The 24036-nt window shown below is 72.5% G+C and carries 21 protein-coding genes; 14 read left to right on the top strand and 7 right to left on the bottom strand.

Annotation, left to right across the window (positions count from 1 at the left end):
* The first annotated feature begins 231 nt into the window (after positions 1–231).
* The 9 genes from ACWDVW_RS04110 to ACWDVW_RS04150 all read left to right on the top strand — a co-directional run bounded on the left by ACWDVW_RS04110 (position 232) and on the right by ACWDVW_RS04150 (position 10206).
* Positions 232–2142 (top strand): hypothetical protein, encoded by a 1911-nt coding sequence (locus tag ACWDVW_RS04110; protein ID WP_449944868.1) that lies wholly within the window; start codon positions 232–234, stop codon positions 2140–2142.
* Positions 2142–3944: a hypothetical protein gene (locus tag ACWDVW_RS04115; RefSeq protein ID WP_449944870.1), complete on the top strand. Its 1803-nt coding sequence runs from the start codon at positions 2142–2144 to the stop codon at positions 3942–3944. Before ACWDVW_RS04110 ends, ACWDVW_RS04115 begins: the two co-directional genes overlap by 1 nt.
* 48 nt (positions 3945–3992) lie before the next feature.
* Entirely contained in the window at positions 3993–4658 is a 666-nt protein-coding gene (locus tag ACWDVW_RS04120; protein WP_449944539.1) for a GntR family transcriptional regulator, read from the top strand.
* A gap of 75 nt (positions 4659–4733) precedes the next feature.
* Entirely contained in the window at positions 4734–5963 is a 1230-nt protein-coding gene (locus ACWDVW_RS04125) for an amidase family protein (RefSeq protein WP_449944540.1), read from the top strand.
* Positions 5846–6598 (top strand): allophanate hydrolase-related protein, encoded by a 753-nt coding sequence (locus ACWDVW_RS04130; protein WP_449944872.1) that lies wholly within the window; start codon positions 5846–5848, stop codon positions 6596–6598. The genes ACWDVW_RS04125 and ACWDVW_RS04130 overlap by 118 nt, the downstream gene beginning before the upstream one ends.
* Positions 6599–6638: 40 nt before the next feature.
* Positions 6639–7328 (top strand): biuret amidohydrolase, encoded by a 690-nt coding sequence (gene biuH, locus ACWDVW_RS04135; RefSeq protein WP_449944543.1) that lies wholly within the window; start codon positions 6639–6641, stop codon positions 7326–7328.
* Positions 7329–7336: 8 nt separating this feature from the next.
* The gene (locus tag ACWDVW_RS04140) at positions 7337–8029 is read left to right on the top strand and encodes a cysteine hydrolase family protein (RefSeq protein ID WP_449944545.1); all 693 of its coding nucleotides are present in this window, start codon (positions 7337–7339) and stop codon (positions 8027–8029) included.
* Positions 8030–8042: 13 nt separating this feature from the next.
* A complete protein-coding gene (locus ACWDVW_RS04145; RefSeq protein ID WP_449944548.1) occupies positions 8043–9725 on the top strand; it encodes a regulator in 1683 nt (560 codons plus the stop codon).
* Between the two features lie 88 nt (positions 9726–9813).
* Positions 9814–10206: an AtzH-like domain-containing protein gene (locus ACWDVW_RS04150; protein ID WP_449944550.1), complete on the top strand. Its 393-nt coding sequence runs from the start codon at positions 9814–9816 to the stop codon at positions 10204–10206.
* 80 nt (positions 10207–10286) lie between these two features.
* Here ACWDVW_RS04150 and ACWDVW_RS04155 read toward each other — a convergent pair whose 3' ends face one another.
* Positions 10287–12140 carry a hypothetical protein gene (locus ACWDVW_RS04155; RefSeq protein ID WP_449944552.1) on the bottom strand — a complete coding sequence of 618 codons (1854 nt, stop codon included), beginning with the start codon at positions 12138–12140 and terminating at the stop codon, positions 10287–10289.
* A gap of 79 nt (positions 12141–12219) precedes the next feature.
* Here ACWDVW_RS04155 and ACWDVW_RS04160 point away from each other — a divergent pair, with 79 nt between their 5' ends.
* The 4 genes from ACWDVW_RS04160 to ACWDVW_RS04175 all read left to right on the top strand — a co-directional run bounded on the left by ACWDVW_RS04160 (position 12220) and on the right by ACWDVW_RS04175 (position 15988).
* A complete protein-coding gene (locus ACWDVW_RS04160) occupies positions 12220–13521 on the top strand; it encodes an outer membrane protein assembly factor BamB family protein (protein ID WP_449944555.1) in 1302 nt (433 codons plus the stop codon).
* 78 nt (positions 13522–13599) lie between these two features.
* Entirely contained in the window at positions 13600–14268 is a 669-nt protein-coding gene (locus ACWDVW_RS04165) for a response regulator transcription factor (protein ID WP_396744997.1), read from the top strand.
* The gene (locus tag ACWDVW_RS04170; protein WP_449944558.1) at positions 14265–15464 is read left to right on the top strand and encodes a sensor histidine kinase; all 1200 of its coding nucleotides are present in this window, start codon (positions 14265–14267) and stop codon (positions 15462–15464) included. The genes ACWDVW_RS04165 and ACWDVW_RS04170 overlap by 4 nt, the downstream gene beginning before the upstream one ends.
* Before the next feature lie 128 nt (positions 15465–15592).
* Positions 15593–15988, top strand: coding sequence for a VOC family protein (locus tag ACWDVW_RS04175; RefSeq protein WP_449944561.1), 396 nt, complete (start codon positions 15593–15595; stop codon positions 15986–15988).
* A 4-nt stretch (positions 15989–15992) separates the two neighbouring features.
* Here ACWDVW_RS04175 and ACWDVW_RS04180 read toward each other — a convergent pair whose 3' ends face one another.
* The gene (locus tag ACWDVW_RS04180) at positions 15993–16979 is read right to left on the bottom strand and encodes a helix-turn-helix transcriptional regulator (RefSeq protein ID WP_449944564.1); all 987 of its coding nucleotides are present in this window, start codon (positions 16977–16979) and stop codon (positions 15993–15995) included.
* 92 nt (positions 16980–17071) lie between these two features.
* Between ACWDVW_RS04180 and ACWDVW_RS04185 the strand changes: the two genes are divergently transcribed.
* Positions 17072–17494, top strand: coding sequence for a VOC family protein (locus tag ACWDVW_RS04185; protein WP_449944566.1), 423 nt, complete (start codon positions 17072–17074; stop codon positions 17492–17494).
* A 49-nt stretch (positions 17495–17543) separates the two neighbouring features.
* Here the strand turns inward: ACWDVW_RS04185 and ACWDVW_RS04190 are convergent, their stop codons facing one another.
* The 5 genes from ACWDVW_RS04190 to ACWDVW_RS04210 all read right to left on the bottom strand — a co-directional run bounded on the left by ACWDVW_RS04190 (position 17544) and on the right by ACWDVW_RS04210 (position 23925).
* Positions 17544–18338: a hypothetical protein gene (locus tag ACWDVW_RS04190; protein WP_449944569.1), complete on the bottom strand. Its 795-nt coding sequence runs from the start codon at positions 18336–18338 to the stop codon at positions 17544–17546.
* 123 nt (positions 18339–18461) lie between these two features.
* On the bottom strand, positions 18462–20528 hold the full coding sequence (locus tag ACWDVW_RS04195; protein WP_449944572.1) for a 3-hydroxyacyl-CoA dehydrogenase NAD-binding domain-containing protein: 2067 nt from the start codon (positions 20526–20528) through the stop codon (positions 18462–18464).
* Entirely contained in the window at positions 20525–21721 is a 1197-nt protein-coding gene (locus ACWDVW_RS04200) for a thiolase family protein (RefSeq protein ID WP_449944575.1), read from the bottom strand. Before ACWDVW_RS04200 ends, ACWDVW_RS04195 begins: the two co-directional genes overlap by 4 nt.
* A 181-nt stretch (positions 21722–21902) precedes the next feature.
* The gene (locus ACWDVW_RS04205) at positions 21903–23261 is read right to left on the bottom strand and encodes a ribonuclease D (protein WP_449944577.1); all 1359 of its coding nucleotides are present in this window, start codon (positions 23259–23261) and stop codon (positions 21903–21905) included.
* Positions 23262–23352: 91 nt separating this feature from the next.
* Positions 23353–23925 (bottom strand): DUF3000 domain-containing protein, encoded by a 573-nt coding sequence (locus ACWDVW_RS04210; RefSeq protein ID WP_449944580.1) that lies wholly within the window; start codon positions 23923–23925, stop codon positions 23353–23355.
* Positions 23926–24036: the final 111 nt, after the last annotated feature.

The following is a 24036-nucleotide window of genomic DNA, read 5'->3' on the forward strand; positions in this document are numbered from 1 at the left end:
GAGACCCGCGCCGCATCGCCGCCGAAACCCGACGTCGTCGCAGGCTCGCCTTCCGAACCCGTCACGCTGGGTGAGGGTACGCGCGACTCCGCGCCGACGATCGACACCACGGACGTCTCCGTGGGCAACGGAACCTCCGCCGCCGCCGCGGCACCTCCCGATCCGGCCGCGCACGCCGACCCCGTGGCACCCGATGTCAGCTCCACTGTGGAGGCCGACACGACCGCACCGGTGATCGACGACACACCGGTCGCCGACTCCCCGACCGAGTCCGGGACCACGCCGACGGTCGACGCCCTGGCCGACTCCGGGACCACGTCAGCGTCCGACGCGTCGGCCGAGGACGCGGACCCGTCGACCGGGGCCGCAGCGGCCGGCTCGGCGCCGTCGCGGTGGCGGCGCTTCCGCTGGACCCGCCGCCGACAGGATCTCGCCGTCTTCGGTGGATTCCTGCTCACCGCGATCTGGGTGACCAGCCAGATCTGGATGGACCCGGCCGGTCGGGTGGCCTCGCTCTACAGCAGCGACCCGGCACAGGTGCAGTTCTTCCTCGCCCACTCGGTGCGGGTGGTGCTGCACGGGGAGTTCCCGTTCTTCACCGAGCAGTTCAACTACCCGGACGGCGTCAACCTGATGGCCAACACGGCCATCCTGGCGCTGGGCATTCCGATGGTGCCGGTGACCCTGCTGTTCGGGCCCGCCGTGACCTTCGTGGTGCTGGTCACGCTCGCTCTCGCCGGCACCGCCACGGCCTGGTACCACGTGCTGTCCCGGCACGTGGTCAGCTACCCGCTGGCCGCGATCGTCGGTGGCTGGCTCTGCGGGTTCTCCCCGGCGATGCTGTCGCACGCCAGTTGGCATCCGAACATCATCAGCCAGTTCCTGCTGCCGTTCATCGTGTGGCGGGTCATGGTCATCACCCGCTCCACCCGCCCGTACCGGGACGGTGCGCTGCTGGCCCTGCTGGTGACCGTGCAGGCGTTCATCAACGAGGAGATCCTGCTCTTCACCGCGATGGGTTGCGGCATCTTCCTGATCGCGATGGTCGTCCAGCGGCCCGGACTCTGGTCGGCGGCCTGGCGTCCGCTGGGCAAGGCGGTGGCCACCTGCACGGTGATCGCCGGCGCGCTGCTGGCGTACCCGCTCTACATCCAGTTCGCCGGGCCGATGGCGTACCACGGGCTCAGCGACGCGGTCCGCGACTACGGCAACGACATCGCCGCGTACTTCGCCCCGGGCTCGCCGACCATCGGCGGCAACCAGCGGGCCAACGTGAACCTGGCCCCGAACTACTCGGAGGAGAACGCCTTCTTCGGGTGGAGCCTGGCCCTGATCGCGGTCGGGATCGTGCTCTGGTTGCGGCGGGAACTGCTGGTCCGGGCGCTGGCCGCGACCGCCGGGTTCTACGTGATCCTCTCCCTCGGTGAGCGCATCACCTGGTGGGACCGGGAGCTGATGGTCGGCCCGTGGGAGTGGCTGGTCCGGCTGCCGCTGCTCGACGCGGTGGTGCCGACCCGGTTCGGCATGATCGTCAGCGTGGTGGTGGCGATCCTGCTGGCGCTGGCCATCGAGCGCAGCCGCACCCTGGACCTGGACCGGCAGGTGGTGCGTACGCTGACCGTGGCCGGTCTGGTGCTCGCCCTGCTGCCGATCGCCCCGATGCCGCTGCCGATGACCTCCCGGCCGCCGGTGCCCGACTTCATCACCTCGGACCGCTGGCGCGCCTACGTCGGGCCGGACCAGACGCTGGTCCCCATCCCGGTGCCGAGCATGGGCAACACCCACGGGATGCGCTGGGCCGCCTCGACGAATCTCGACTTCAAGATGCCCGGCGGCTACTTCCTGGCCCCGCGCAACGCCACCACCGGTGACCCGGGCCGCTTCAACGGGCGACCCAGCGGCGTCGGCAAGCTGCTGGAGGAGGTCGCCACGACCGGCCGTACGCCCGAACTGGACGACCGCCAGCGGCGGCGCTCGCTGGACGAACTGCGGCACTGGAAGGCGGCCGTGCTGGTGCTGCCGCTGCGCCAGCCGCACTCGGAGCCGCTGCGGCAGACCGTCGAGCAGTTGGTCGGCCCGGCCCGGCAGGAGTTGGACGTCTGGGTGTGGGACGTACGGCCGTTGACCGCTCCGCCGGGCTGATGGCCGTCGGCGCGGCCGACCGTACCGCCGAGGTGGCGTCGCGCCGTCGCCGGTGGCTGCCCGCGCGTACCCCGGACCTGGCGGTGCCGGTCGGCTACCTCGCGCTGGCGGCGTGGCTGACCCACCGCCAGTGGGGTCGCCCGGACCGGCTGTTCCACCAGGCCGGTGACCAGATCCTCTTCGAGTGGATGCTGGCCCGCGCGGCCCGTGCCGTGGCCGCGCTGGAGAACCCGCTGTGGAGCGACGCGTTGAACGCGCCCGGCGGGGTGAACCTGATGGCGAACACCTCGGTGCTCGGCCTCGGTGTCCCTCTGGCCCCGGTCACGCTGCTGTTCGGGTCGCAGGCCGCCTTCGGCGTCGCGGTGGTGCTCTGCCTCGCCGGCACCGCCACCGCCTGGTACGCCCTGCTGCGCCGCCGGCTGGTCGGCTCCTGGCCGGCCGCCGCCGTCGGTGGGCTGATCTGCGGCTTCGCGCCCGGCATGGTCGCCCAGGCCGGTACGCACCTGCACATGGCCGCCCAGTTCCTGGTGCCGCTGATCCTGGCGCTGGTGTTCCGCCCCGAGCCGGGCGGCCGGGTGTGGCGGCACGGGGTGCTGCTCGGGCTGGTCGTGACGTACCAGGTCTTCCTCGGCGAGGAGGTGCTGCTCTTCGTGGCGCTGGCCGCCGGCGTGCTCGCCGGTGCGTACGCGATCGCCGACCCGTCGACCGCCCGTCGGCTCGCCCCGTCGACGGCCGGGCGGATCGGGGTCGGCGCGCTGGTGGCAGGGGTGCTGCTGGCGTACCCGCTGTGGTTCCAGTTCTTCGGCCCGGGCCACTACCGGGGGATGCCGTTCCACGCGTACAGCTACCAGTTGGACGCGGCGTCGTTCACCGGGTTCGCCCGGCAGACGCTGTTCGGCGAGGACCGTCCGCCCGGCCTGCTCGCGCCCAACCCGACCGAGGAGAACTCGTTCTTCGGCGTCGGGCTGCTGGTGCTGGCCGTGGTGGTCACGGTCTGGCTCCGGCGTCGGCCGCTGGTCCGCGCGCTGGCCGCCTGCGGCCTGGTGTTCGCCCTGCTCTCCCTCGGTCCCCGGGTACGCCTCGACGGGCGGGCCACCGACCTGCCCGGCCCGTACCGGCTGATCGCCGAGCTGCCGTTGCTCGACCACGTGGTGCCGGCCCGGTTCGCGCTGGTCTGCGCCCCGGTGCTGGGCGTCCTGGTCGCGCTCGCGGTGGACCTGTGGAATCGGCGCCCGGCCGTCGACACCGCGCCCGCCCGAGGCCGGTGGCACCGGTCGGTCCGCCTCGTCGGGCCCGCCGTGTTGGCCGTCGCCCTGCTGCCGCTGGTGCCGACGCCGATCCGTACCGTGTCGAGCCGGCCGGTGCCGGCGTTCGTCGCCGACGGCGCCTGGCGGGCGTACGTGCCGGCGGGCCGCACGCTGGTGCCGGTGCCGCCGGTGACCAACGCCGGTCGTAGCCCGGGCATGCTCTGGTCGGCCCGGACGGGCCTGGCCTTCACCGCGCCGGGCGGCTTCTTCATCGGCCCGCACGCCCCGGACGACCCGACGGCCCGGTGGGGTGCCCCGGACCGGCCCACCTCGCTGTTGTTGCGGCGGGTGGCGGACACCGGCGTGGTGCCGCCGATCACCGAGGCGGACCGCCGGCAGGCGGTGGCGGACCTGCGGCACTGGCGGGCGGCCGTGGTCGTGCAGGGCGGGCTGCACCACGGCGACCCGGTGCGGCACACCGTGCAGGCCCTGCTCGGCCCGCCCCGGGAGATCGACGGCGCGTTGGTCTGGGACGTCCGCCCGCTGATCGGCTGAGTCGCGCCCGCACCGGTCGCCCGTGGACCGGATGGCAGACTCGTCGGGGTGAGCGACGTGGCCGCGACGCCGATGGACGGTGAGCTGGAAAGTGTCAGTCTGGTGGATCTCGCCGTCTCCCGGTTGACCCGGGACCTCCTCAGCGGCCGGAGCGAACCGGGTGAGCGCCTGGTGGAGGAGCAGTTGACCCGGCGGTTGGGGATCAGCCGGGCACCGTTGCGCGAGGCGTTGCGGCTGCTGGCGCAGCGGGGTCTGGTCGAGCACGTGCCCCGGCGCGGGGTCCGGGTCGCCACCCTCTCCACCCGGGACGTCCAGGAGTTGTACGAGGTGCGCGACGTACTGGAGCGGTTCGCGGTCCGGTCGGCGATCCCGGTGGGGCGGGAGAGCGACCTGGTCGGGTTGCGGGCGGCGCTGGACCGGATGCGGGAGGCGACGCGCGGCGGTGACCGGCTGGCGGTCGCCGAGTCGCACCGCGCGTTCCACGTGGCGCTGGTGGCGCTGGCCGGTAACCGTCAGCTTTCCGGGACGTACGACTCGATCCTGGTGAAGTTGCAGCTCTACATGGCCATCAACCTGCGCCGCGAGGCGGAGCAGGCGCAGCCCCTCGACGGTGTGCACCGGCACGAGCGGCTCTTCGATGCGGTGGCCGGGGGAGACCCGGAGGTGGTCCTCGCCGCCCTCTCCGGGCACGGGGCACGAACGTATCTGGAGTAGCGGATCGGCGGCGGCGTCATGTCGTCGTTACGTCCGGCGCCGCTCCCTGAAACAGAACGGTCGACAATCGACTGTATGCCAGAGCGCATCGGATCGATCTCGGAGTTGCGGTCGGCGTACCGCGAGCATCGCCTCACTCCCGCCGAACTGGCCGAGACCGTCCTGGAAGGACTCGCCGGGCGAGGCGGTGAACCGGTCTGGATCAGCACCGTCTCCGCCGAGGAACTACGGACCCGGGCCGCCGCGCTGACCGACACCGACCCGCAGACGCTGCCGCTGTACGGGATCCCGTTCGCGGTGAAGGACAACATCGACGTGGCCGGCATGGTCACCACTGCCGGCTGCCCCGACTTCGGGTACCGCGCCGCCGAGGACGCGCCGGTCGTCCGCCGACTCCTCGACGCCGGAGCCCTGCTGGTCGGCAAGACCAACCTCGACCAGTTCGCCACCGGCCTGACCGGCTCGCGATCCCCGTACGGCAGCGTCGAGAGCGTCTTCGGCGGAGGCCTCGTATCCGGCGGTTCCAGTTCCGGCTCGGCGGTCGCGGTCGCCGCCGGTCAGGTCGCCTTCGCCCTGGGCACGGACACCGCCGGCTCCGGCCGCGTCCCGGCCGCGCTCAACGGGATCGTCGGCGTCAAACCCACCCGAGGGCTGCTCAGCACGGCCGGTGTGGTGCCGGCCTGCCGCTCGCTGGACTGCGTCTCGGTCTTCGCCGTCGACGTCGCGGGCGCCAGCGAGGTGCTGCACGCCGCCCGCGCGGTGAGCACAGCCGACCCCTGGGGGCGTGCACTCCCGGCCGAGCGGTTCACCGCCCGCGCGCCGGGGACGCTCCGCCTCGGCGTACCCCGGACCGCAGATCTGGAGTTCTTCGACGACGCCGGGCAGGCGGTCCGGTTCGCGGCCGGCGTGCACCGCCTGCGGGAGTTGGTCGGCACCGTGCAGCAGGTCCCGCTGGCGCCCTTCCTCGCTGCGGGGGACCTGCTCTACCAGGGCCCGTGGGTGGCCGAGCGGCTCGCCGGGTTGGACGACTTCCTGCGTACGCATCCGGAGGCGGTCCTTCCGGTCACCCGGACGGTGCTGGAGACCGGGCGGCGCTACGACGCCGTCGACGCCTTCCGGGGGCGCACCGGCTCCGCGAGTTGCGGGCCGAGGTCGACCGGTGGTGGCAGGAGATGGACGTGTTGGTCGTGCCGACCGTCGGCACCACCTTCACGCTCGACGAGATCGCCGAGGACCCGATCGGACGCAACGCCGTGCTCGGCCGGTACACCCAGTTCGCGAACCTGCTCGACCTGGCCGCGGTGACCGTGCCGAACGGCTTCACCGCCGACGGTCGCCCGGCCAGCCTGACCCTGGTCGGCCCGGCCTTCAGCGACACCACACTGGCCCGGCTCGCCGCCGCCTTCGCCCGAGCCGATCCGGGAACGGTGACCACGTCGGGCGGGGCCGCGCCGCCGATCCGGGGCGGTGGCGCACCGACCGGCGGCGGGGAGGTGCTGATCGCCGTGGTCGGGCGGCACCTGACCGGAGAGTCGCGCAACGCCGAACTGACCGACCTCGGGGCCACCCTCGCCGGGGCCGCCCGCACCGCGCCGCTCTACCGGCTGTACCGGATGCCGACCCCGGACGGCGAAGGGCTGCCCGGACTCGTCCGGGTCGCCTCGGCCGCCCCCGACGGGTATCCGATCGAGGTCGAGCTCTGGTCGCTGCCGGCGTCGGCCGTGGGCGGGTTGCTCGGCGGGGTGCCCGCTCCGCTCTCGCTCGGCTGGGTGCGGCTGCACGACGGGCGGGACGTGCTCGGGTTCCTCTGCGAGGCGTACGCGGCCGGCCCGGACGCCGAGGACATCAGCGCCGCCGGTGGCTGGCGTGCGTACCGGCGGGCCGTTCGTAAGGAGGGGTCCCCCGCTAACGCCTCGTGCATAGCAGGGGACCCCTCCTAACACCGCCACCCGACCGTGAACGGAGAGGACAGGAGGAGCGATGGCAACGATCGGTCCGGTACCGGCGAACCCCTACCCGTGGCCGTACGACGGCACGGTCGACACCGTGCGTACTGCACTGCTCTGTGTGGACTGGCAGACCGACTTCTGCGGGCCGGGCGGCTACGTCGACGCGATGGGCTACGACATCGGCCTGACCCGGGCCGGCCTGCCGGCCACCGCCCGGCTGCTGGCGCACGTCCGGTCGCTCGGCATGCTGGTGGTGCACACCCGGGAGGGACACGACCCCGACCTGTCCGACCTGCCGGCCAACAAGCGGTGGCGCTCGGCGCGGATCGGCGCCGAGATCGGCGGGGCCGGTCCGTGCGGCCGGATCCTGGTCAAGGGCGAACCGGGCTGGGAGATCGTGCCCGAGGTCGCCCCGGCCCCCGGCGAGGTGGTCGTCGACAAGCCGGGCAAGGGCGCCTTCTACGCCACCAACCTGGACCTGGTGCTGCGTTCCCGGGGCATCACCCACCTGATCCTCACCGGCATCACCACCGACGTCTGCGTGCACACCACGATGCGCGAGGCGAACGACCGGGGCTACGAGTGCCTGATCCTGTCGGACTGCACCGGCGCCACCGACAAGGGCAACCACGAGGCCGCCCTGCACATGGTGACCATGCAGGGCGGTGTCTTCGGCTGTGTGGCCACCTCCGACGACGTCATCGCCGCCACGACCGGGTGAGGTGGAGCATGCCGACCATCGCCGCCGCGCGACCCTTCCCGTACACCTTCGACCTCTCGACCACGGCGCTGCTCGTCATCGACATGCAGCGCGACTTCCTGGAGCCGGGCGGTTTCGGCGAGAGCCTGGGCAACGACGTCGACCAGTTGCGGCGTACCATCGCGCCACTCGGCGCGCTGCTGGCCGCCGCCCGCACCGCCGGCCTGGCCGTCGTGCACACCCGCGAGGGCCACCTGCCGGACCTCTCCGACTGTCCACCGGCCAAGCTCCAGCGGGGCGCCCCGCGCATGCGCATCGGCGACCCCGGGCCCAACGGCCGGATCCTGATCCGCGGCGAGTACGGCCACGACATCGTCGACGAGTTGGCGCCGCTGCCCGGCGAGCCGGTCGTCGACAAGCCCGGCAAGGGCGCCTTCCACGCCACCGGCCTGGCGGAACTGCTCGCCGAACGGAAGATCGACAGCCTCCTGGTCACCGGCGTCACCACCGAGGTGTGCGTGCACACCACCGTCCGGGAGGCGAACGACCGCGGATACGAGTGCCTCGTGCTCGCCGACTGCGTCGGGTCCTACTTCCCGGAGTTCCACCGGGTCGGACTCGACATGATCGCCGCCCAGGGCGGCATCTTCGGCTGGGTGGCCGACTCGACGGACGTACTCGCCGTGCTGCCCAGCGCCCCCTCGTCGCCCGCCTCCTCCTGACCGGGAGCAGCCCATGGACCCCACCACGATCTCCGCGCCGCGCCTGCCGTACTGGGTACGCGGCGACACCAACGCGTTCTTCGGCTTCGGCGTCAACGTCCTGGTCAACGTACTCACCCTGACCGGGCTCTGCATCTTCGTGGTGAACCTGCCCGAACGCGAGGTGTTCGGCACGATCCTGCCGGCCCTCGGCATCGCCCTCGTGGCCGGCAACATCTACTACACCCACCTGGCCCGGCGGCTGGCACGACGGGAGGGGCGTACCGACGTGACCGCCCTGCCGTACGGGCCGAGCGTGCCGCACATGTTCATCGTCATCTTCGTCATCATGCTGCCGATCTTCCTGAGCACCGGAGACCCGAGGCGGGCCTGGGAGGCCGGGCTCGCGTGGGCGTTCATCATCGGCGTGATCGTGCTGATCGGTGCGTTCGTCGGCCCGTACATCCGCCGGTACACCCCACGCGCCGCGCTGCTCGGCACGCTGGCCGGCATCAGCATCACCTTCATCTCGATGAACCCGGCGGGACAGATGTGGCGGATGGCCTGGATCGCCCTGCCGGTCCTCGCGTTGCTCCTGATCGGGCTGCTCACCGACGTGAGACTGCCGTTCAACTTCCCGATCGGGCTGGCCGCCCTGCTGCTGGGTACGGCGATCGGTTGGCTCGGCGGGGCGATGTCGGTGCCGGACGTGACGGCGGCGGCGCGGGACATCGCCGTCGCCGTCCCGACGTTCCAGCTCGACCTGCTGGGGCGCGGCCTGTCCGACATGGCGCCGCTGCTGGCGACCGCGATCCCGCTCGGGGTCTACAACTTCACCGAGGCGATGACCAACGTGGAGAGCGCCGCCACCGCCGGGGACAACTACAACCTGCGCAGTGTCCTGCTCGCCGACGGCGCCGGGGCGGTGGTCGGTGCGGCCCTCGGCTCCCCCTTCCCGCCCGCCGTGTACGTCGGGCACCCCGGCTGGAAGGCCGCCGGAGGGCGGACCGGTTACTCGATGGCGACCGGGGTGGTCATCGCGCTGCTCTGCTTCCTCGGGATGTTCTCCCTGCTCGGTGCGATCTTCCCGACCGCGGCGATCGTTCCGATCCTGCTCTACATCGGGCTGCTGATCGGCGCGCAGGCGTTCCAGGCCACGCCCCGGGCGCACGCGGCAGCGGTGGTGGCGGCGCTGATCCCCAACATCGCGGCCTGGGCGACCGGGCAGATGAACAACGCTCTGGCGGCGGCCGGCACCACTGCCGCCGAGGTCGGCAACGAGGCGCTCGCCGGTGCCGGGGTGGTCTACGACGGGCTGCGGACACTCGGGGAAGGGGCCATCCTCGCCGGCCTGGTGCTCGGCGCGATCGTGGCGTTCATCATCGACAAACGCTTCGTCCACGCGGCCGTGTTCGCCGCGTCGGGTGCGGTGCTCGCCTTCATCGGCCTGATCCACGGCGAGGAGGTCCGGTGGAACGCCAACGGGCAGGTGGCCCTCGGCTACCTCTTCGTCGCGGTGATCTGCGGGATCTTCGCGCTCGGGTCGCACCCGCCCCGGGTGCCCGCCCCGGAGGAGGCCGAACTGGATCGCCTGCACAGCGGCGCCACCCCGCCCGGAACCCGGGACGCCCCGACCACCTCGGTCTCCGCGCCGGGCCGTCCGGCCGGTGCCGCCCCGGCGGACGACGACACCCGTGAGGCGGCGGTGAGTGGCTGAGGCGGTGTCCCGGTCGGGCGGCAGGTCCCGCCGCCCGACCGGGACACCCCGCCGCCCGCTGTCGTTCCGACTGGAGAGGACGAACCCGATGGAGATCGACCGCGCCGACGTGGTGGCCGAGGTCGCGGCCGTGTTCGCCGGCTACGAGCAGGCCCTGGTCGACGGGGACGCGGAGCGGATCTGCGGCTACTTCCGGAATTCCGACCGGACGGTGCGCTTCGGCCTCGCCGACCACCAGTACGGCCTGGAGGAGCAGCGGAAATGGCGAGCCGCGCAGCCACCGCTGCCACCGGGTCGCCGGCTGGTCGACCCGGTGATCACCACCTTCGGTCCGGACCTCGCGGTCGTCACCACCCGGTTCGGCTACGCCGGCACCGCCGCCACCGGCCGGCAGACCCAGACCTGGGTACGCCTGCCCGTCGGCTGGCGCATCGTCACCGCGCACGTCTCCGAGCCGCTGCCCGCTGCGCCTGAGGTGTAAGGAGGGGTCCCCTGCTATGCACGAGGCGTTAGCAGGGGACCCTTCCTTACACGTCTCCTTACACGTCTCCTTACACGTCCTCAGACTCGGTCGCGGACGTCCCAGAGCCAGACGTCGTCCACCCGCTGCGGCTCACCGAGCAGGCCGGTCAGCAGGTCCCGCAGCACGGCCTCCCGAGGGTGGGCGCCGAGCACCACCACCGAGGCCCGCCAGAAGCGCAGGTCCTCGACCGCCTGCTGGCGGTTCTCGTCGGTCAGCTCGGGCACCTCACCGGCGTCCATGGTGCGGTAGACGAGGGTGCTGGTCGGCCGGTTCGGCGCACCGAAGACGCCCTCACCGTCCAGGTTGGGGCCGATGAAGTAGCCCGCCGGGATCGGGAACTCGTGCTGGGTCAGGGCGCTCCAGCGCAACGTGGACAGTCCGTGCACGTTGCTCGGGATGGGCACCGGCACCAACGTCCGGCCCTCCGGCACGTACGGTCGCCAGCCGCCGGAGGTGATGAAGGTCGGCGGCGGGGCGACCTCCTTCGCCGGCAGTGGGGTGGGGATCAACGGCAGCACGGCCAGCGAGATGGCCGCGTACCCGACGCCGCGCTGCCACCGTGGCCGGGAGCGGCTGGTGGCGGGCGTGGGTTCGCCGGAGCGGGGTGCCGGCACCGGCGAGCGGCGGTTGCCGGCCACCGCGTCCCAGGCCAGGGCGAGCAGGACACCGAGCGCGGCGGTGGTGACCAGGGTCAGCCGGGTCGGCATCATCATCTCGACCAGCGGCACGTCCTCCGAGATGTACGACCACGGGCCGGCGATGCCGGTCAGTTCGCCGTTGAACCGGATCTCCGGGCCGAGCGAGGCCACCGAGAAGAGCACCACCAGCACGGCGATGATCCGGGCCACCAGTGACCGGCGTACCAGCAGCGCCAGCGCCACCACCGTGAACAGCACTATCGGCCAGCCGAACCAGGTGTTCTGCTCGGTCATCCCGATGGTCGCCTCCACCGCCTCGTTGCCGGCGATGGTGTCGCGGGGGAAGGTGACGAAGGCGACGACGTCCTCGCCCCAACTGTGGAACACCCCGCCCTGCAGACCCCGGTAGGACTGCGGGCCGTTGAACTGGAACCAGATCGGGTAGGCGGTGAGCAGCAGGGCGACGCCGCCGCCGAGGCCCAGCCCGGCGCCGAAGGTGCCGGCGCGCTCCCGCGCCTGGCGCGGCCGCATGATCGCGTACGCGATCACGATGACCAGGCAGGCCAGCGCGGTGAGCAGCAGCATCTCCTCGTTGATGAAGATCTGGTACGCCACCAGCAGGCCCAGCACCAGCCCGTTGCGCCGCCACCGGCCGGGCTCGCTCAGCCGGAACACCCGCACCACGATCAGGGGCAGCAGGAAGTTGGAGACGAAGTTCGGCTGGCCGTTGGCGTGGTGCACGATGCCGGGAGCGAAGCCGAGGAACGCGCCGCCGACGAAGGCGGCGGCCCGGGAGCGCACCATGTGCCGGGACAGCATCCAGTACGAGGTGGCGGCGGTGGCCGCCAGCGCACCGCCCAGGTAGAGCGCGTACACGACCTGCGGACCGAGCAGCCAGGTGAGCGGGGCCAGCGGCAGGGTCACCCCGAGCAGCGAGGTGTTGGCCATCATGTTCACCCCGTCCGGGGCGTTCTGCCGCGTACTGAACAGCGGGTTCTCCAGGTGCATCACCGAGTACGCACCGTGCGAGAACAGCCACTCGAACCAACTGTGGTCGGTGGGCAGATGTGACGAGACGCGGTTCTGCACGTCCACCCAGTAGTAGAGGCAGACGACGACGCCGAGCAGGACGTAGGCTCCGATGGCCACCACGTCGGTGCGCGTCGGCCCGCGTCGGCGACGTCTTGTCGCTGACTCCGCCTCGACGGTCTCGGGGACGGGGTTCAACGAGGAATCAATCACCGGCACAGCCACGACGGGCCATCGTACAGGCGGTCGCCGGGGCAGCCGACGGCCGTGAGGGCCGCGTCGGCGCGCCGCAGGAAGGACGACCGTGACGTTGATCGACCTCGGTGACCTCACCGAGCCGACCGACCACCCGCCGCGACGCCGCCGGATCGTCGCCGGTTCGCGCCGCTTCGGGGTCGCGCTGCTCGCGGTGGTCGTGCTGGTGTCGATGGCCGGCGCCGCGCCGCCGACCCGCCGGGTGTACGCGACGGTGCCGGTGCCACTCGGCGCCAACCTGCTCCTCGCGGCGGACCAGATCTTCGCCGTCATCCCGGGCACCGAGGCCACCGACGGCCACCCCGAACTGCTCGCCTTCCCCTATCCCGAGAAGGCCACCGGTACGCCGCCGACGCTCACGCCGTCCTGGCGGACCCGACTGTCGCTCGGCCATCGGGTCTTCCGGGTGCAGCCCGTCGCCGACGACGGCGTGCTGGTCTCGATGTCCGCCGAGGAGACCGAGACCAGCCAGAGCGTGCTGCTCGACGCCCGTACCGGCCAGGAACGCTGGCGCGAGCCGGGCGTGGCGATGTTCGACGACCCCCGTCGCGCACTGCTGCGGACCCATCGCGAGAGCACGCCGAACACGCTGCGGATGATCGAGCTGCCGAGCGCCCGCGAGCTGTGGTCCATTCCGCTCTCGGCGTCCAGCGTCGACTACCGGCTGCGCGACGGTGTGGTCGACGCGGTCGTGGTGTCCACACTCGACGGCGGCGTGGAGGTGCGCGACCCGGAGACCGGGAAGGTCCGGCACCGCCTGACGCCGCCCGCCGACGACCCGGCCGGCTACCAGTCGGCGTGGGTGGTCGGCGACCTGGTGGCGGTGGTCCGGAACTCGAACACCGTCGCCGCCTACACCGTCGACGGGCTGACCCCGCTCTGGCAGACCACCGTGCCGACGGTCTACCACGTCACCGCCTGCGCCGCGCTGCTCTGCGCCTTTCCGGCCAGCGGTGGGGTGCAGGTCCTCGACCCGGCCACCGGTGCCGCCCAGTGGGACAACCGGGACATCGCCGACCTCCTGCTGGTGGGGGAGCGGCGCGCGCTGGTCCTGTCCGGGTGGGCCGAGGGGACGATGGAGCTGGCCACCTTCGACATGACGACCGGGGGGTTGCTCGTCGACCACGGGTTCTGGGAGCAGGTCCACCGTTACGAGTACGCGCCGCACCTGCTCGCCGTGCGACCGTCGCGCGACGTCGGCCTGGTGCTGGCCCGACTTCAGCCGGACGAGGACCGGGCCCGGCCGATCGACGTGCTGGCCGGGGCGCGTGGCGACTGCCAGGCCCGCTACGACCTCGTGGTCTGCCGTCGACAGGACGGCGACTTCGGGGTCTGGCGACTGCCGGAGTGACACCCGGCCGGTGGTGCACACCGACTTGGCGACCGGCGCTAGGTTGTCGGGTGGTCACCGGCGGAAAAGGGGCGTGACATGCGGGTACTGGTGGTCGAGGACGAGCGCAACCTCGCTGACGCGATCGCGCGCGGCCTGCGCAAACGCGGCATGGCGGTGGATGTCGCGTACGACGGTGACAGCGGGCACGAGATGGCCTTCGTCACCCGGTACGACGTGGTGGTGCTCGACCGTGACCTGCCCGGCATGCACGGTGACCAGATCTGCGCCGAGTTGGCCGGGTCCGGCGCGCTGACCCGGGTGCTGATGCTCACCGCCAGCGGCACGGTCGCCGACCGGGTCGAGGGCCTGCAACTCGGTGCCGACGACTACCTGCCCAAGCCGTTCGCCTTCGACGAACTGGTGGCCCGGGTGCAGGCGCTCGGCCGGCGGGCCACCCCGGCGGCACCACCGGTGCTGGAACTGGCCGATCTGGTCGTCGACCCGGCCCGACGGGTGGCCACCCGGGCCGGGCAGCCGGTGGAGCTGACCAACAAGGAGTTCGGGGTGCTCTGCGAGCTGCTCAAGGCGCGCGGGGCGGTGGTGTCCAGCGAGGAACTGCTGGAGCGGGTGTGGGACGCCAACACCGACCCGTTCACCACCATCGTCCGGGTCACCGTGATGACACTGCGCCGCAAGCTCGGTGATCCGCCGCTGATCGAGACCGTGGTGGGGGCCGGTTACCGCACCGCCGAGGTGCCGGCGTGACGCCCGCCCTGGGGATCGGGCCGGTCACGCGGCTGCGACCGCGGCCCACCCTGCGGCTGCGGCTCACCCTGCTCAACGGCGTCCTGCTGATCGGCGCCGGGGCGATCCTGCTGCTGCTGGCCTGGCTGCTGGTCCGTGACGCGCTGCGTCCCACCGACGAGCTGCTGCCCGGCACCACCGTGGTGTTGGCCGACGGCAGCACCCTGGAGGCCGGGGCGTGGCAGCAGCAACTGGTCAGCTCGGCCTCCGGCGAACTGCTGGCGAAGGGGCTGGCCGCGCTGCTGGCGGTCGGCGCGGCCGGCGTGGTCGGGGCGTACGCGGTCGTCGGGCGGGCACTGCGGCCGCTGCACCAGGTCACCGCCACCGCGCGGCGACTCGGCGAGACCACCCTGCACCAGCGGATCGGCTACTCCGGGGCGGACGACGAGGTGGCCGAGCTGGCCGACACCTTCGACGCGATGCTGGACCGGATCGGGGCCGCCTTCGAGTCGCAGAAGCGGTTCGTCGCCAACGCCTCACACGAGTTACGCACGCCGCTGGCGGTGATGCGGACCGAGATCGACGTGACACTCAGTGACGACGACGCGGACGCGGCCGAGTACCGCCGGATGGCGACCGTGGTCCGCGACGCCTCTGAACGGGCCAACGGACTGGTCGACGCCCTGCTGGTGCTGGCCCGCAGCGAGGCGCAGACGGGTCGGCGGCTCGGCCGGCGTACCGAGTGCGACCTGGCCGCCGGCACACTCAACGCGCTGTCGGCGGTCCGCCGCGAGGTGGAACGGATCAAGCTGGACGTGCGGACCTCGCTCCAGCCGGCGCCGGTGGTCGGCGACCCCGGGCTGCTGGACCGGTTGGCCGGCAACCTGATCGAGAACGCGGTCCGCTACAACCACCTGCACGGGCGGCTCTGGGTGCGGACCGGCTCCGACGGCCAACGGTCGTGGCTGGTGGTGGGGAACACCGGCTTCGAGGTCGACCCGGCCGACGTACCCGGGCTGTTCGAGCCGTTCCGGCGCGGCGGCCGGGAGCGGACCGGCGCCCGTGGGTCCGGCCTCGGCCTCTCCATCGTGCGGGCGGTCTGCGACGCGCACGGCGGCACGGTGACGGCGGTGGCGCAGCCCGGGGGCGGCCTGGAGGTGACGGTCAACCTGCCGGCGGCCGACTCCGCGCCGACCGTGGAGCAGGGCACGCGCTGACCCGGAGCACAGGTTTGGCCGTGCCGGGGTGTGTGTGAGCAGGGGTCCCCTGCTAACGCCTCGTGCATAGCAGGGGACCCCTGCTTACACCGCCGATAATCGGTTGATCCCGGTGAGAGGTTGGGGTCATGACTTCCCGAGTGCGTTGGATCGACGTCGACTGTGCCGACCCGTACACCATGGCGACCTTCTGGGCGGCGGTCACCGGGCTGCGGCCCGACCCGGACGACCGGCCGGGGGACGAGGAGTGCGCGTTGCTGTCCGGCCCGGACATCGCCGGTGGCGGGATGCTCTTCCAGCGGGTGCCCGAGGGCAAGACCGTGAAGAACCGCATCCACCTGGACCTCCAACCGACCGACCGGACCCGGGACGAGGAGGTGGAACGCCTGCTCGGCCTGGGCGCCACGCCGGTCGACGACCGCCGTCGGCCGGACGGCACGGGATGGGTGGTGCTGGCCGACCCGGAGGGGAACGAGTTCTGCGTGGAACGCAGCGTGGCGGAACACTCCCTGACGGACGGGTGACCGCTCACCGCCGCGCCGTCGGGTGTGCGTCGTCGTCCGGCGGGGCGCTCGCGGCGGCGTACCGCCGGGCCAGGGACGCGAACGCGGCGCGGAGCTCGGGCGGGCCGACCACCTCGATGTCGGCGTCGAACCTGCCGATCGTGGCGGCGAGTCCCGGCCACGACCACGAGCCGAGGGTGAGCCGGCAGCGGTCCGGCCCGAGTTCCTCGACGACCCCGTCGGGCACGAACGGTGCCACGTCGGCGGCGGCCCGGTGCAGGACCACCTCGCCCCGACACGGCCAGTCGCCGGTGCCGTCGGCGCCGCGGAACCGGCCGGCCAGGAACGCGGCCAGGTCGCCGCCGGGCAGCGCCCGTGGCCGGAAGCGCGGCCCGGTGGGGGTACGCGGCGTGACCCGGTCGGCCCGGAAGATGCGCCAGTCGTCGCGGTCGAGATCCCAGGCGACGAGATACCACCGTCCACCCCGGGTGGCGAGATGGTGCGGCTCCACCCGGCGGGGCGGCCCGGAGTCGGTCGACTCAGACGGGTAGTCGAAGCGCAGCACCACCTGGCCGTGTACGGCCGCACCGAGCGCGATCAGCACACCGCTGTCGACCGTCGCGGACCGCCCGACAGCGGTGACGGGAAGCGTGTCGACGTGGTGGCGCAGCCGCGCGGGCATGACCTGCCGGACGGTGTGCAGCGCCCGGGCCGCGCCCTCCTCGATCCCGGCACCGGCGGTGGTGGCGATCCGCAGCGCGACGGCGAGGGCGACGGCCTGTTCGTCGTCGAAGAGCAACGGCGGCATCCGCGTCCCGGCGTCGAGCCGGTAACCGCCGTCCGGCCCCTTCACGGCCGCGATCGGGTAGCCGAGTTCGCGCAGGCGGTCGACGTCCCGGCGGACCGTCCGCGCGCTGACCTCCAGCCGCTGGGCCAGCAGGGCCCCGGGCCAGTCCCGGCGCGCCTGGAGCAGGGACAGCAGCGACAGCAGTCGCGCTGAGGTTCTCGGCATGGTCCCCATCATGCCCCGAGGAAGAGGACAGTTTCTGTCCGCTTCTGCTGGCACCGTGTCTCCGGTCCGACCTACCGAGACAGGAGACGAGCATGTCCGTCACGACCACGACCCACCTCAACTTCCGGGGGGACGCCCGCGCGGCACTGGAGTTCTATCAGCGCGTCTTCGGCGGCGACCTGACCGTCCTCAGCTATTCCGACGCCGGTGCCGTCTCGGACGAGGCAGCCGCCGACCAGGTGATGTGGGGCCAGGTGCGGGCCGCCGTCGGCTTCCACGTGATGGCCTACGACGTGCCCGCGAACCTCCCCTACGAACGGGGCGAGAACGCCTTCTTCGTCTCGGTGCGCGGCGAGACCGCCGACGAGATCACCGGTTACTGGGACGCGCTCGTCGACGGCGCGACCGTCGTGGTGCCACTCGGGCCGGCGGCCTGGGCACCTGCGTACGGGATGCTGCGGGACCGCTTCGGCGTCGTCTGGGTCCTCGACGCCGCGGCCGAGCCTCAGGGGTGACGCGATGGCCGGGCGGGGGATCCACCCCGCCCGGCCATCGACGCGTACGTCAGGACCGTTGTTCGACCTGGCCCCGGATGGTGAGGAACTCGGACGCGGCGTCGTTGCGGGAGGACCAGAACATGACGATCATGCCGACGCTGCCCCGGTCGGCCCAGACGCAGATGCCCAACGCCACGTCGGCCCGGCCGTCGCCGCAGCGGGCCTCGCCGCCGAGCGGGCCCGGTTCGACCGCCGTCATGTTGCTGACCGTCAACTCGGTCGAGATGGCCTGGACCGCCTCGTCGAGCTCCTTCTTGGGGTCGGCCATCAGCCCGGAGACGGCCACGATCATCACGAGGTTCTCCTGCGACGGGTCACCGTAGAAGGCACCGACCGCGCTGGTCTCGTTGTCGATGGAGGCCTTCAGCTCCCGGACCATCGAGTCGGAGAGCTGCTGCAACTCCGGTTCGGTAACCTTCGGGCGGCCGGCCAGGGTCTCCGGTGCCACCACCCGGGTCCGGGTGGCGTCGACCGCCTCGCCGACGGTGTCCCGGACCACGAACCAGACGACCGCGCCACCGCCCACGCAGAGCACCATGAGGACCGCGAGGACGATCAGCACGATCTTGCCGGCGTTGGACTTCTTCGGCGGCGGCGGGGGGAAGGCGCCGTACTGCTGACCGGGCGCGGGGTATCCGCCGGCCTGCGGCGGCGGGGGATAGCCGGCACCCGGCGGCGGTGGGTAGCCACCGGCCTGCGGGTACGGCCCGGCCTGCGGGTGACCGCTGCTCGGCGGTGGGTAGCCGCCGCCCTGCGGGTACGGGCCGCCGGGCGGATTGTGGTGCTGGTCCGGGTGGGACATGCGGTCAGCTCCTGGTGAAGGGTGGAACCGGGATGGTAGCCAGCCGCCGCACGCGCCGCTGCCCCCGACCGCCGGTCACGGTGGTCACCCCGGGTCGGGGCGACCACCGTGACCTGGGACGGCTCAGCCGGTCAGGCTGGCCACTCCCCGCGGCAGGAAACGCTGACCGGTGACCTTCTCACTGGTGCCGGTCCGGTCCAGGTACGGCGTGACGCCGCCCAGGTGGAACGGCCACCCGGCACCGAGGATCATGCACAGGTCGATGTCCTGCGCCTCGGCGACGACCCCCTCGTCCAGCATCAGCCGGATCTCCTGGGCCAGCGCGTCGAGCGCCTGCTGGCGTACCTGCTCCTCGGTGAGCGGCTGGTCGCCGACCACCAGCAGCTTCGCGACCTCGGCGTTGATCTCGTCGTCCACCACGATCGGCTGGCCGGAGTCCGCGATCCGCTTGAGGTTCTCGCTGACCGTGAACCGGTCCGGGAAGGCCGCGTGCAGGGTGCCGCCGACATGGTGGGCGACGGCCGGACCGACGAGCTGGAGCAGTGCCAGCGGTCGCATCGGCAGGCCCAGCGGGTCCAGCGCGCGGTTCGCCACCTCCAGTGGGGTGCCCGCGTCCACGGCGGCGAAGACGGTGCCGAGGAAGCGGGTGAGCAGCCGGTTGACCACGAACGCCGGGGCGTCCTTCACCAGCACCGACGACTTCTTGAGCTGCTTGCCGACCGCGAAGGCGGTGGCCAGGGTGGCGTCGTCGGTCCGCTCGCCACGGACGATCTCCAACAGCGGCAGCACCGCGACCGGGTTGAAGAAGTGGAAGCCGACCACCCGCTCCGGGTGCTCCAGGTCCTCGGCCATCGCGGTGATCGACAGCGAGGACGTGTTCGTCGCCAGCACCGCCTCCGGCGGGACGATCTTCTCCAGCTCGGCCCAGACCTGCTTCTTGACGGCCAGGTCCTCGAAGACGGCCTCGATGACGAAGTCGGCGTTCGCGAACGCGCTCTTGTCGACCGTGCCGCTGACCAGGCCGTACAGCTTGGCGGCGGTGCCCTTGTCCATCCGGCCCTTGCTGACGGCCTTCTCGATCTGGGAGTGCACGTAGCCGACGCCCTTGTCGACCCGCGCCTGATCGAGGTCGGTGAGCACCACCGGCACCTGGAGGCGGCGGGCGAACAGCAGCGCCAACTGGCCGGCCATCAGGCCCGCGCCGACGATGCCGACCTTGGTCACCGGGCGGGCCAGCCCCTTGTCCGGCGCGCCGGCCGGCCGCTTGGCCCGCCGCTGCACCAGGTCGAAGGCGTACAGACCGCTGCGCAACTCCTCGGAGAAGACCAGATCGGCCAGGGCCTCGTCCTCGGCGGCCGTCCCGGTGGCGAAGTCGGCGTCCTTCGCCGTCTCCAGCAGGTCCAGCGCCCGGTACGCGGACGGGACCGCGCCGTGCAGCCGCTGGTCCAGCGTCTGCCGGGCGAAGTAGAGCACGCCCGCCCACATGTCCTTGTCGACCTCGGGCCGGGTGACCGTCACCTCGCCGCGCACCACCCCGGCAGCCCACTCCAGCGACCGCTCCAGGAAGTCGGCCGGCTCCAGCAGCACGTCCGCGATGCCCAACTCGGCGGCCTGCTTCGGCTTGAGCATCTTGTTCTGCATCAGCGGGTTCTGGATGATCACCTGGGTGGCCGCCGGAATGCCGATCAGGTGCGGCAGGAGTTGGGTGCCGCCCCAACCCGGGATCAGGCCGAGCGACACCTCGGGCAGCGCCAGCGCCGCCGCGCCGCCGGAGAGCGTCCGGTAGTGGCAGTGCAGGGCCAGCTCCAGGCCACCGCCCATCGCCGCCCCGTTGACGAAGGCGAAGGTCGGGACCGGGCTGTCCTTGAGCCGGGCGAAGACCCGGTGCCCCAGCCGGCCGATCTCCAACGCCTGCGCCCGGTCCGCCAGCAGCGGCAGGCTGGTGATGTCCGCGCCGACACAGAAGATGTACGGCTTGCCGGTCACCGCGATGAACGCCGGCTCGGCCGCCAGCGCGGCGCTGATCGCCTCGTCCAGGCTGGTCAGGCCGCCCGGGCCGAAGGTGTTCGGCTTGGTGTGGTCGAATCCGTTGTCGAGGGTGATCAGGGCGGCCGGGCGGTCCAGCCCCGGCACGTTCACCTGACGCAGCAGCGCCCTGGTGACCACCTCGTTCGGTGCCGCGAGGCTCATTTGTCGTCACCCTCCCAGTGCGGGTTCTCCCAGATCACGGTGCCGCCCATGCCGATGCCGATGCACATCGCGGTGAGGCCGTAGCGGACCTCCGGGTGCTCGGCGAACTGCCGGGCGAGCTGGGTCATCAGCCGTACGCCGGAGGAGGCGAGCGGGTGCCCGATGGCGATCGCGCCGCCCCACTGGTTGACCCGGGCGTCGTCGTCGGCGATGCCGAAGTGGTCGAGGAAGGCGAGCACCTGCACGGCGAACGCCTCGTTCAGCTCGAACAGACCGATGTCGTCGATGCTCAGGCCGGCGATGCGCAGCGCCTTCTCGGTCGACGGGATCGGGCCGACGCCCATCACCTCGGGCTCGACGCCGACGAAGCCGTACGACACCAGCCGCATGGCGATCGGCAGGCCCAGCTCACGGGCGACGTCCTCGGCGACCAGCAGACTGGCGGTCGCGCCGTCGTTCAGCCCGGCCGCGTTGCCGGCGGTCACCTTGCCGTGCGGGCGGAACGGCGTCTTCAGCGTGGCCAGCTTCTCCAGCGAGGTGTCCCGGGGCGCCTCGTCCACGGTCGCCAGGCCCCAGCCGGTCTCCGGGTCGCGGACCGCCACCGGGACCAGGTCGTCCTGGAGCTTGCCGTTGGCGTACGCCTTCGCGGTCTTCTGCTGCGAGGCGAGGGCGAACGCGTCGGTGCGCTCCTTGGTGATGTGCGGGACCCGGTCGTGCAGGTTCTCCGCCGTGGAGCCCATCACCAGCGCGGACGGGTCGACCAGCTTCTCCGCGACGATGCGCGGGTTCGGGTCGACGCCCTCGCCCATCGGGTGGCGGCCCATGTGCTCGACGCCACCGGCGATCGCGACGTCGTACGCGCCCACGGCGATGCCGCTGGCGACCGTGGTCACCGCGGTCATCGCTCCGGCGCACATCCGGTCGATCGCGAAGCCGGGCACCGTCTTGGGCAGGCCGGCCAGCAGCGCGGCGGTACGGCCGATGGTCAGGCCCTGGTCACCGATCTGGGTGGTGGCGGCGATGGCCACCTCCTCGACCCGTTCCGGGGGGAGCTGCGGATTGCGGCGCAGCAGTTCACGGATGCATCGGATCACGAGATCGTCGGCGCGGGTGTCTGCGTACATCCCACCCGCCTTGCCGAACGGGGTGCGGACGCCGTCCACGAAGACGACATCCCGAACTTCACGGGGCACTTGAGCCTCCTAGCCAGCACTGGCGTTTCCCTCGAATGCTACTCGCCAGTAATAACCAGTGCCCGCGCCCCCGCTGTGGCCCATCCCACACCCACGCTCATGTCGACGGCTCGCGTTGATCAAGAGGTTTGCGTCGGCTACCGGCCGCCCATCGGACGCAAACCTCTTGATCAACGCCGGATCAGGTGGGTGGGGGTGGGGGCGGAGGCGGGGGAGGGGGTGGGGGTGGGGTGGTTAGGGCTTCGGCCAGGTCGGGGAGGAGGAGGTCGATCTGCCACTCCCGGGCGTGGTGGCTGCGGAGCGCCTCGGCGACCGTGTGTTCGGTGATCTCCTCCGGCGGCTGCCAGGCGACGCGGCGGATGGTGTCGGGGGAGATCAGGTTCTCCGGCGGCAGATGGTGCCCACCGGCCACCCGCAGCACCACCTCACGGGAGCGGGCCAGCCGGGCGGCGGCAGCCGGGTCCCGTTCCGCCCACCGGTGCGGCGGGGGCGGACCCTCCACCGTCGGCGTCACCGGCAACTCGTCGTCCGGCAACTGCCGGGCGTCGTCCAGCGCCGTCAGCCAGGTCCGGGCCAGCCGGCGTACCGACCGACCGCCGAAGCCGGGCAGGGTGAGCAGCGTCTTCTCGTCCTTCGGGTCCAGTTCGGCGGCGGCCACGATGGCCGAGTCGGGCAGCACCCGCCCCGGTGCGGCGTCCCGGCGGGCGGCGATCTGGTCACGTGCGTACCAGAGGGAGCGGACCCGGGCCTGCGCCCGCGCCCCGCGTACCCGGTGGATGCCGGAGGTGCGTCGCCACGGATCGGCCCGGACGCGCGGTGGACGGTCCCCGCTGTTCACCAGCGCGGCGAACTCCTCGGCCGCCCACGCGGACTTGCCCTGCCGGGACAGCTCCGCGTCGAGCGCGTCCCGCAGGTCGGTCAGCAGTTCCACGTCCAACGCGGCGTAGGTGAGCCAGGACTCCGGCAACGGCCGGCTGGACCAGTCCGCCGCCGAATGGTGCTTCTCCAGGCTGAACCCGAGCAACTGCTCGGTGAGCGCGGCCAGGCCGACCCGCTCGAACCCGGCCAGCCGGGCGGCCAGCTCGGTGTCGAACAGTCGGCGTGGTCGCAACCCCAGCTCGGCGAGGCAGGGCAGATCCTGGTTGGCCGCGTGCAGCACCCACTCGGTGTCCGCGATCGCCGCGTCCAGGGTGCTCAGGTCGGGCAGTGGTAACGGGTCGATCAGCACGGTGCCGGCACCCTGACGGCGTAACTGCACCAGGTACGCCCGCTGGCTGTACCGGTAGCCGGAGGCGCGCTCGGCGTCCAGGGCCACCGGGCCGGTGCCGGCCGCGAAACGGGCCACCACCTCGGCGAGCTGGTCCGGTGTCGCCACCGGTTCGGGGGTGCCCTCACGAGGGGCGGTCAACGGCACGGACTCGCCGCCGGTGGGTTCGGTCCCCGCGTCCGACGGCTCCGGCCGCGCCGACGGCTCGTGGTGCGTGTCGTTTCCCGAACGGCTTGCGGCGGTCCGACGGCGCAGGGGTGGTTCGTCGGTCACCTGGCAACCCTAGTGCGCCAACGGATCGTGCGGCGCGCACCCGCCCCGCCGCGTGTCGGCGGTTCGTCGCCGGGTGGCCGAACCGGCCCCGTCAACCGGCGGCCGCGGCGCGACGCTCGGGCAACGCGGTGACGCCGGGCGGCGGCAGACCCGCCGTGGAGGCGAGCAACGTGCACCAGGCGTACAGGTGCGGAGTGAGCTCGATGTCGGTCGGGGTCCACGACGCGCGGATCTCGATGTCGCAGGCGGCCGGCGGACCCGCCAGGTCGCCGAACCGGGTCGACGCCGTCTGGGTGATCGTGCCGCCGATCGCGCGGTGCCCGGCGTCGTGCGTCTCCAGCGCGTCGGTGAGCCAGGTCCAGGCCACCCCGGGCAGCAGCGGATCGGTGGCCAGGTCGACCTCCAGCTCGGCGGTCACGTAGGTGACCAGCCGCAGGGTGCCCTGCCACCCCTCGTGCCCCGCCGGGTCGTGCAGCAGGATCAGCCGGGCGGTGGCCACCTCGTCACCGTCGCGCAGCACCGCCGCGGAGAGTGCGAACGAGTACGGCGCCAGCCGCTGCGGCGCGCCGACCTCCTCCAGCATGATCTCCGGTCGAGGCGCCGCGACCCGGAGCCCGGTGACCGCGCGGGCGAAGGTGTCCGGAAGCGCGATCGGGGCGGCCATGTTCGCAGCCTAAGCCGCCGCCCGGTTCGCGGCCCGGATGGCGCGCCGACGATCTCCCCACACGCCGTGCTCCGCTCGCCTTTGTGTTAGCAGGGGTCCCCTGCTCTACCG

Source organism: Micromonospora sp. NPDC003241, from assembly GCF_053589795.1.

Bases quoted from the DNA above. Each gene is read 5' to 3' on its own strand.
- ACWDVW_RS04115 (WP_449944870.1), top strand. From the start codon at position 2,142: ATGGCCGTCGGCGCGGCCGACCGTACCGCCGAGGTGGCGTCGCGCCGT.
- ACWDVW_RS04125 (WP_449944540.1), top strand. From the start codon at position 4,734: ATGCCAGAGCGCATCGGATCGATCTCGGAGTTGCGGTCGGCGTACCGC.
- biuH (WP_449944543.1), top strand. From the start codon at position 6,639: ATGGCAACGATCGGTCCGGTACCGGCGAACCCCTACCCGTGGCCGTAC.
- ACWDVW_RS04140 (WP_449944545.1), top strand. From the start codon at position 7,337: ATGCCGACCATCGCCGCCGCGCGACCCTTCCCGTACACCTTCGACCTC.
- ACWDVW_RS04145 (WP_449944548.1), top strand. From the start codon at position 8,043: ATGGACCCCACCACGATCTCCGCGCCGCGCCTGCCGTACTGGGTACGC.
- ACWDVW_RS04150 (WP_449944550.1), top strand. From the start codon at position 9,814: ATGGAGATCGACCGCGCCGACGTGGTGGCCGAGGTCGCGGCCGTGTTC.
- ACWDVW_RS04165 (WP_396744997.1), top strand. From the start codon at position 13,600: ATGCGGGTACTGGTGGTCGAGGACGAGCGCAACCTCGCTGACGCGATC.
- ACWDVW_RS04175 (WP_449944561.1), top strand. From the start codon at position 15,593: ATGACTTCCCGAGTGCGTTGGATCGACGTCGACTGTGCCGACCCGTAC.
- ACWDVW_RS04180 (WP_449944564.1), bottom strand. From the start codon at position 16,979: ATGCCGAGAACCTCAGCGCGACTGCTGTCGCTGCTGTCCCTGCTCCAG.
- ACWDVW_RS04185 (WP_449944566.1), top strand. From the start codon at position 17,072: ATGTCCGTCACGACCACGACCCACCTCAACTTCCGGGGGGACGCCCGC.
- ACWDVW_RS04190 (WP_449944569.1), bottom strand. From the start codon at position 18,338: ATGTCCCACCCGGACCAGCACCACAATCCGCCCGGCGGCCCGTACCCG.
- ACWDVW_RS04195 (WP_449944572.1), bottom strand. From the start codon at position 20,528: ATGAGCCTCGCGGCACCGAACGAGGTGGTCACCAGGGCGCTGCTGCGT.
- ACWDVW_RS04210 (WP_449944580.1), bottom strand. From the start codon at position 23,925: ATGGCCGCCCCGATCGCGCTTCCGGACACCTTCGCCCGCGCGGTCACC.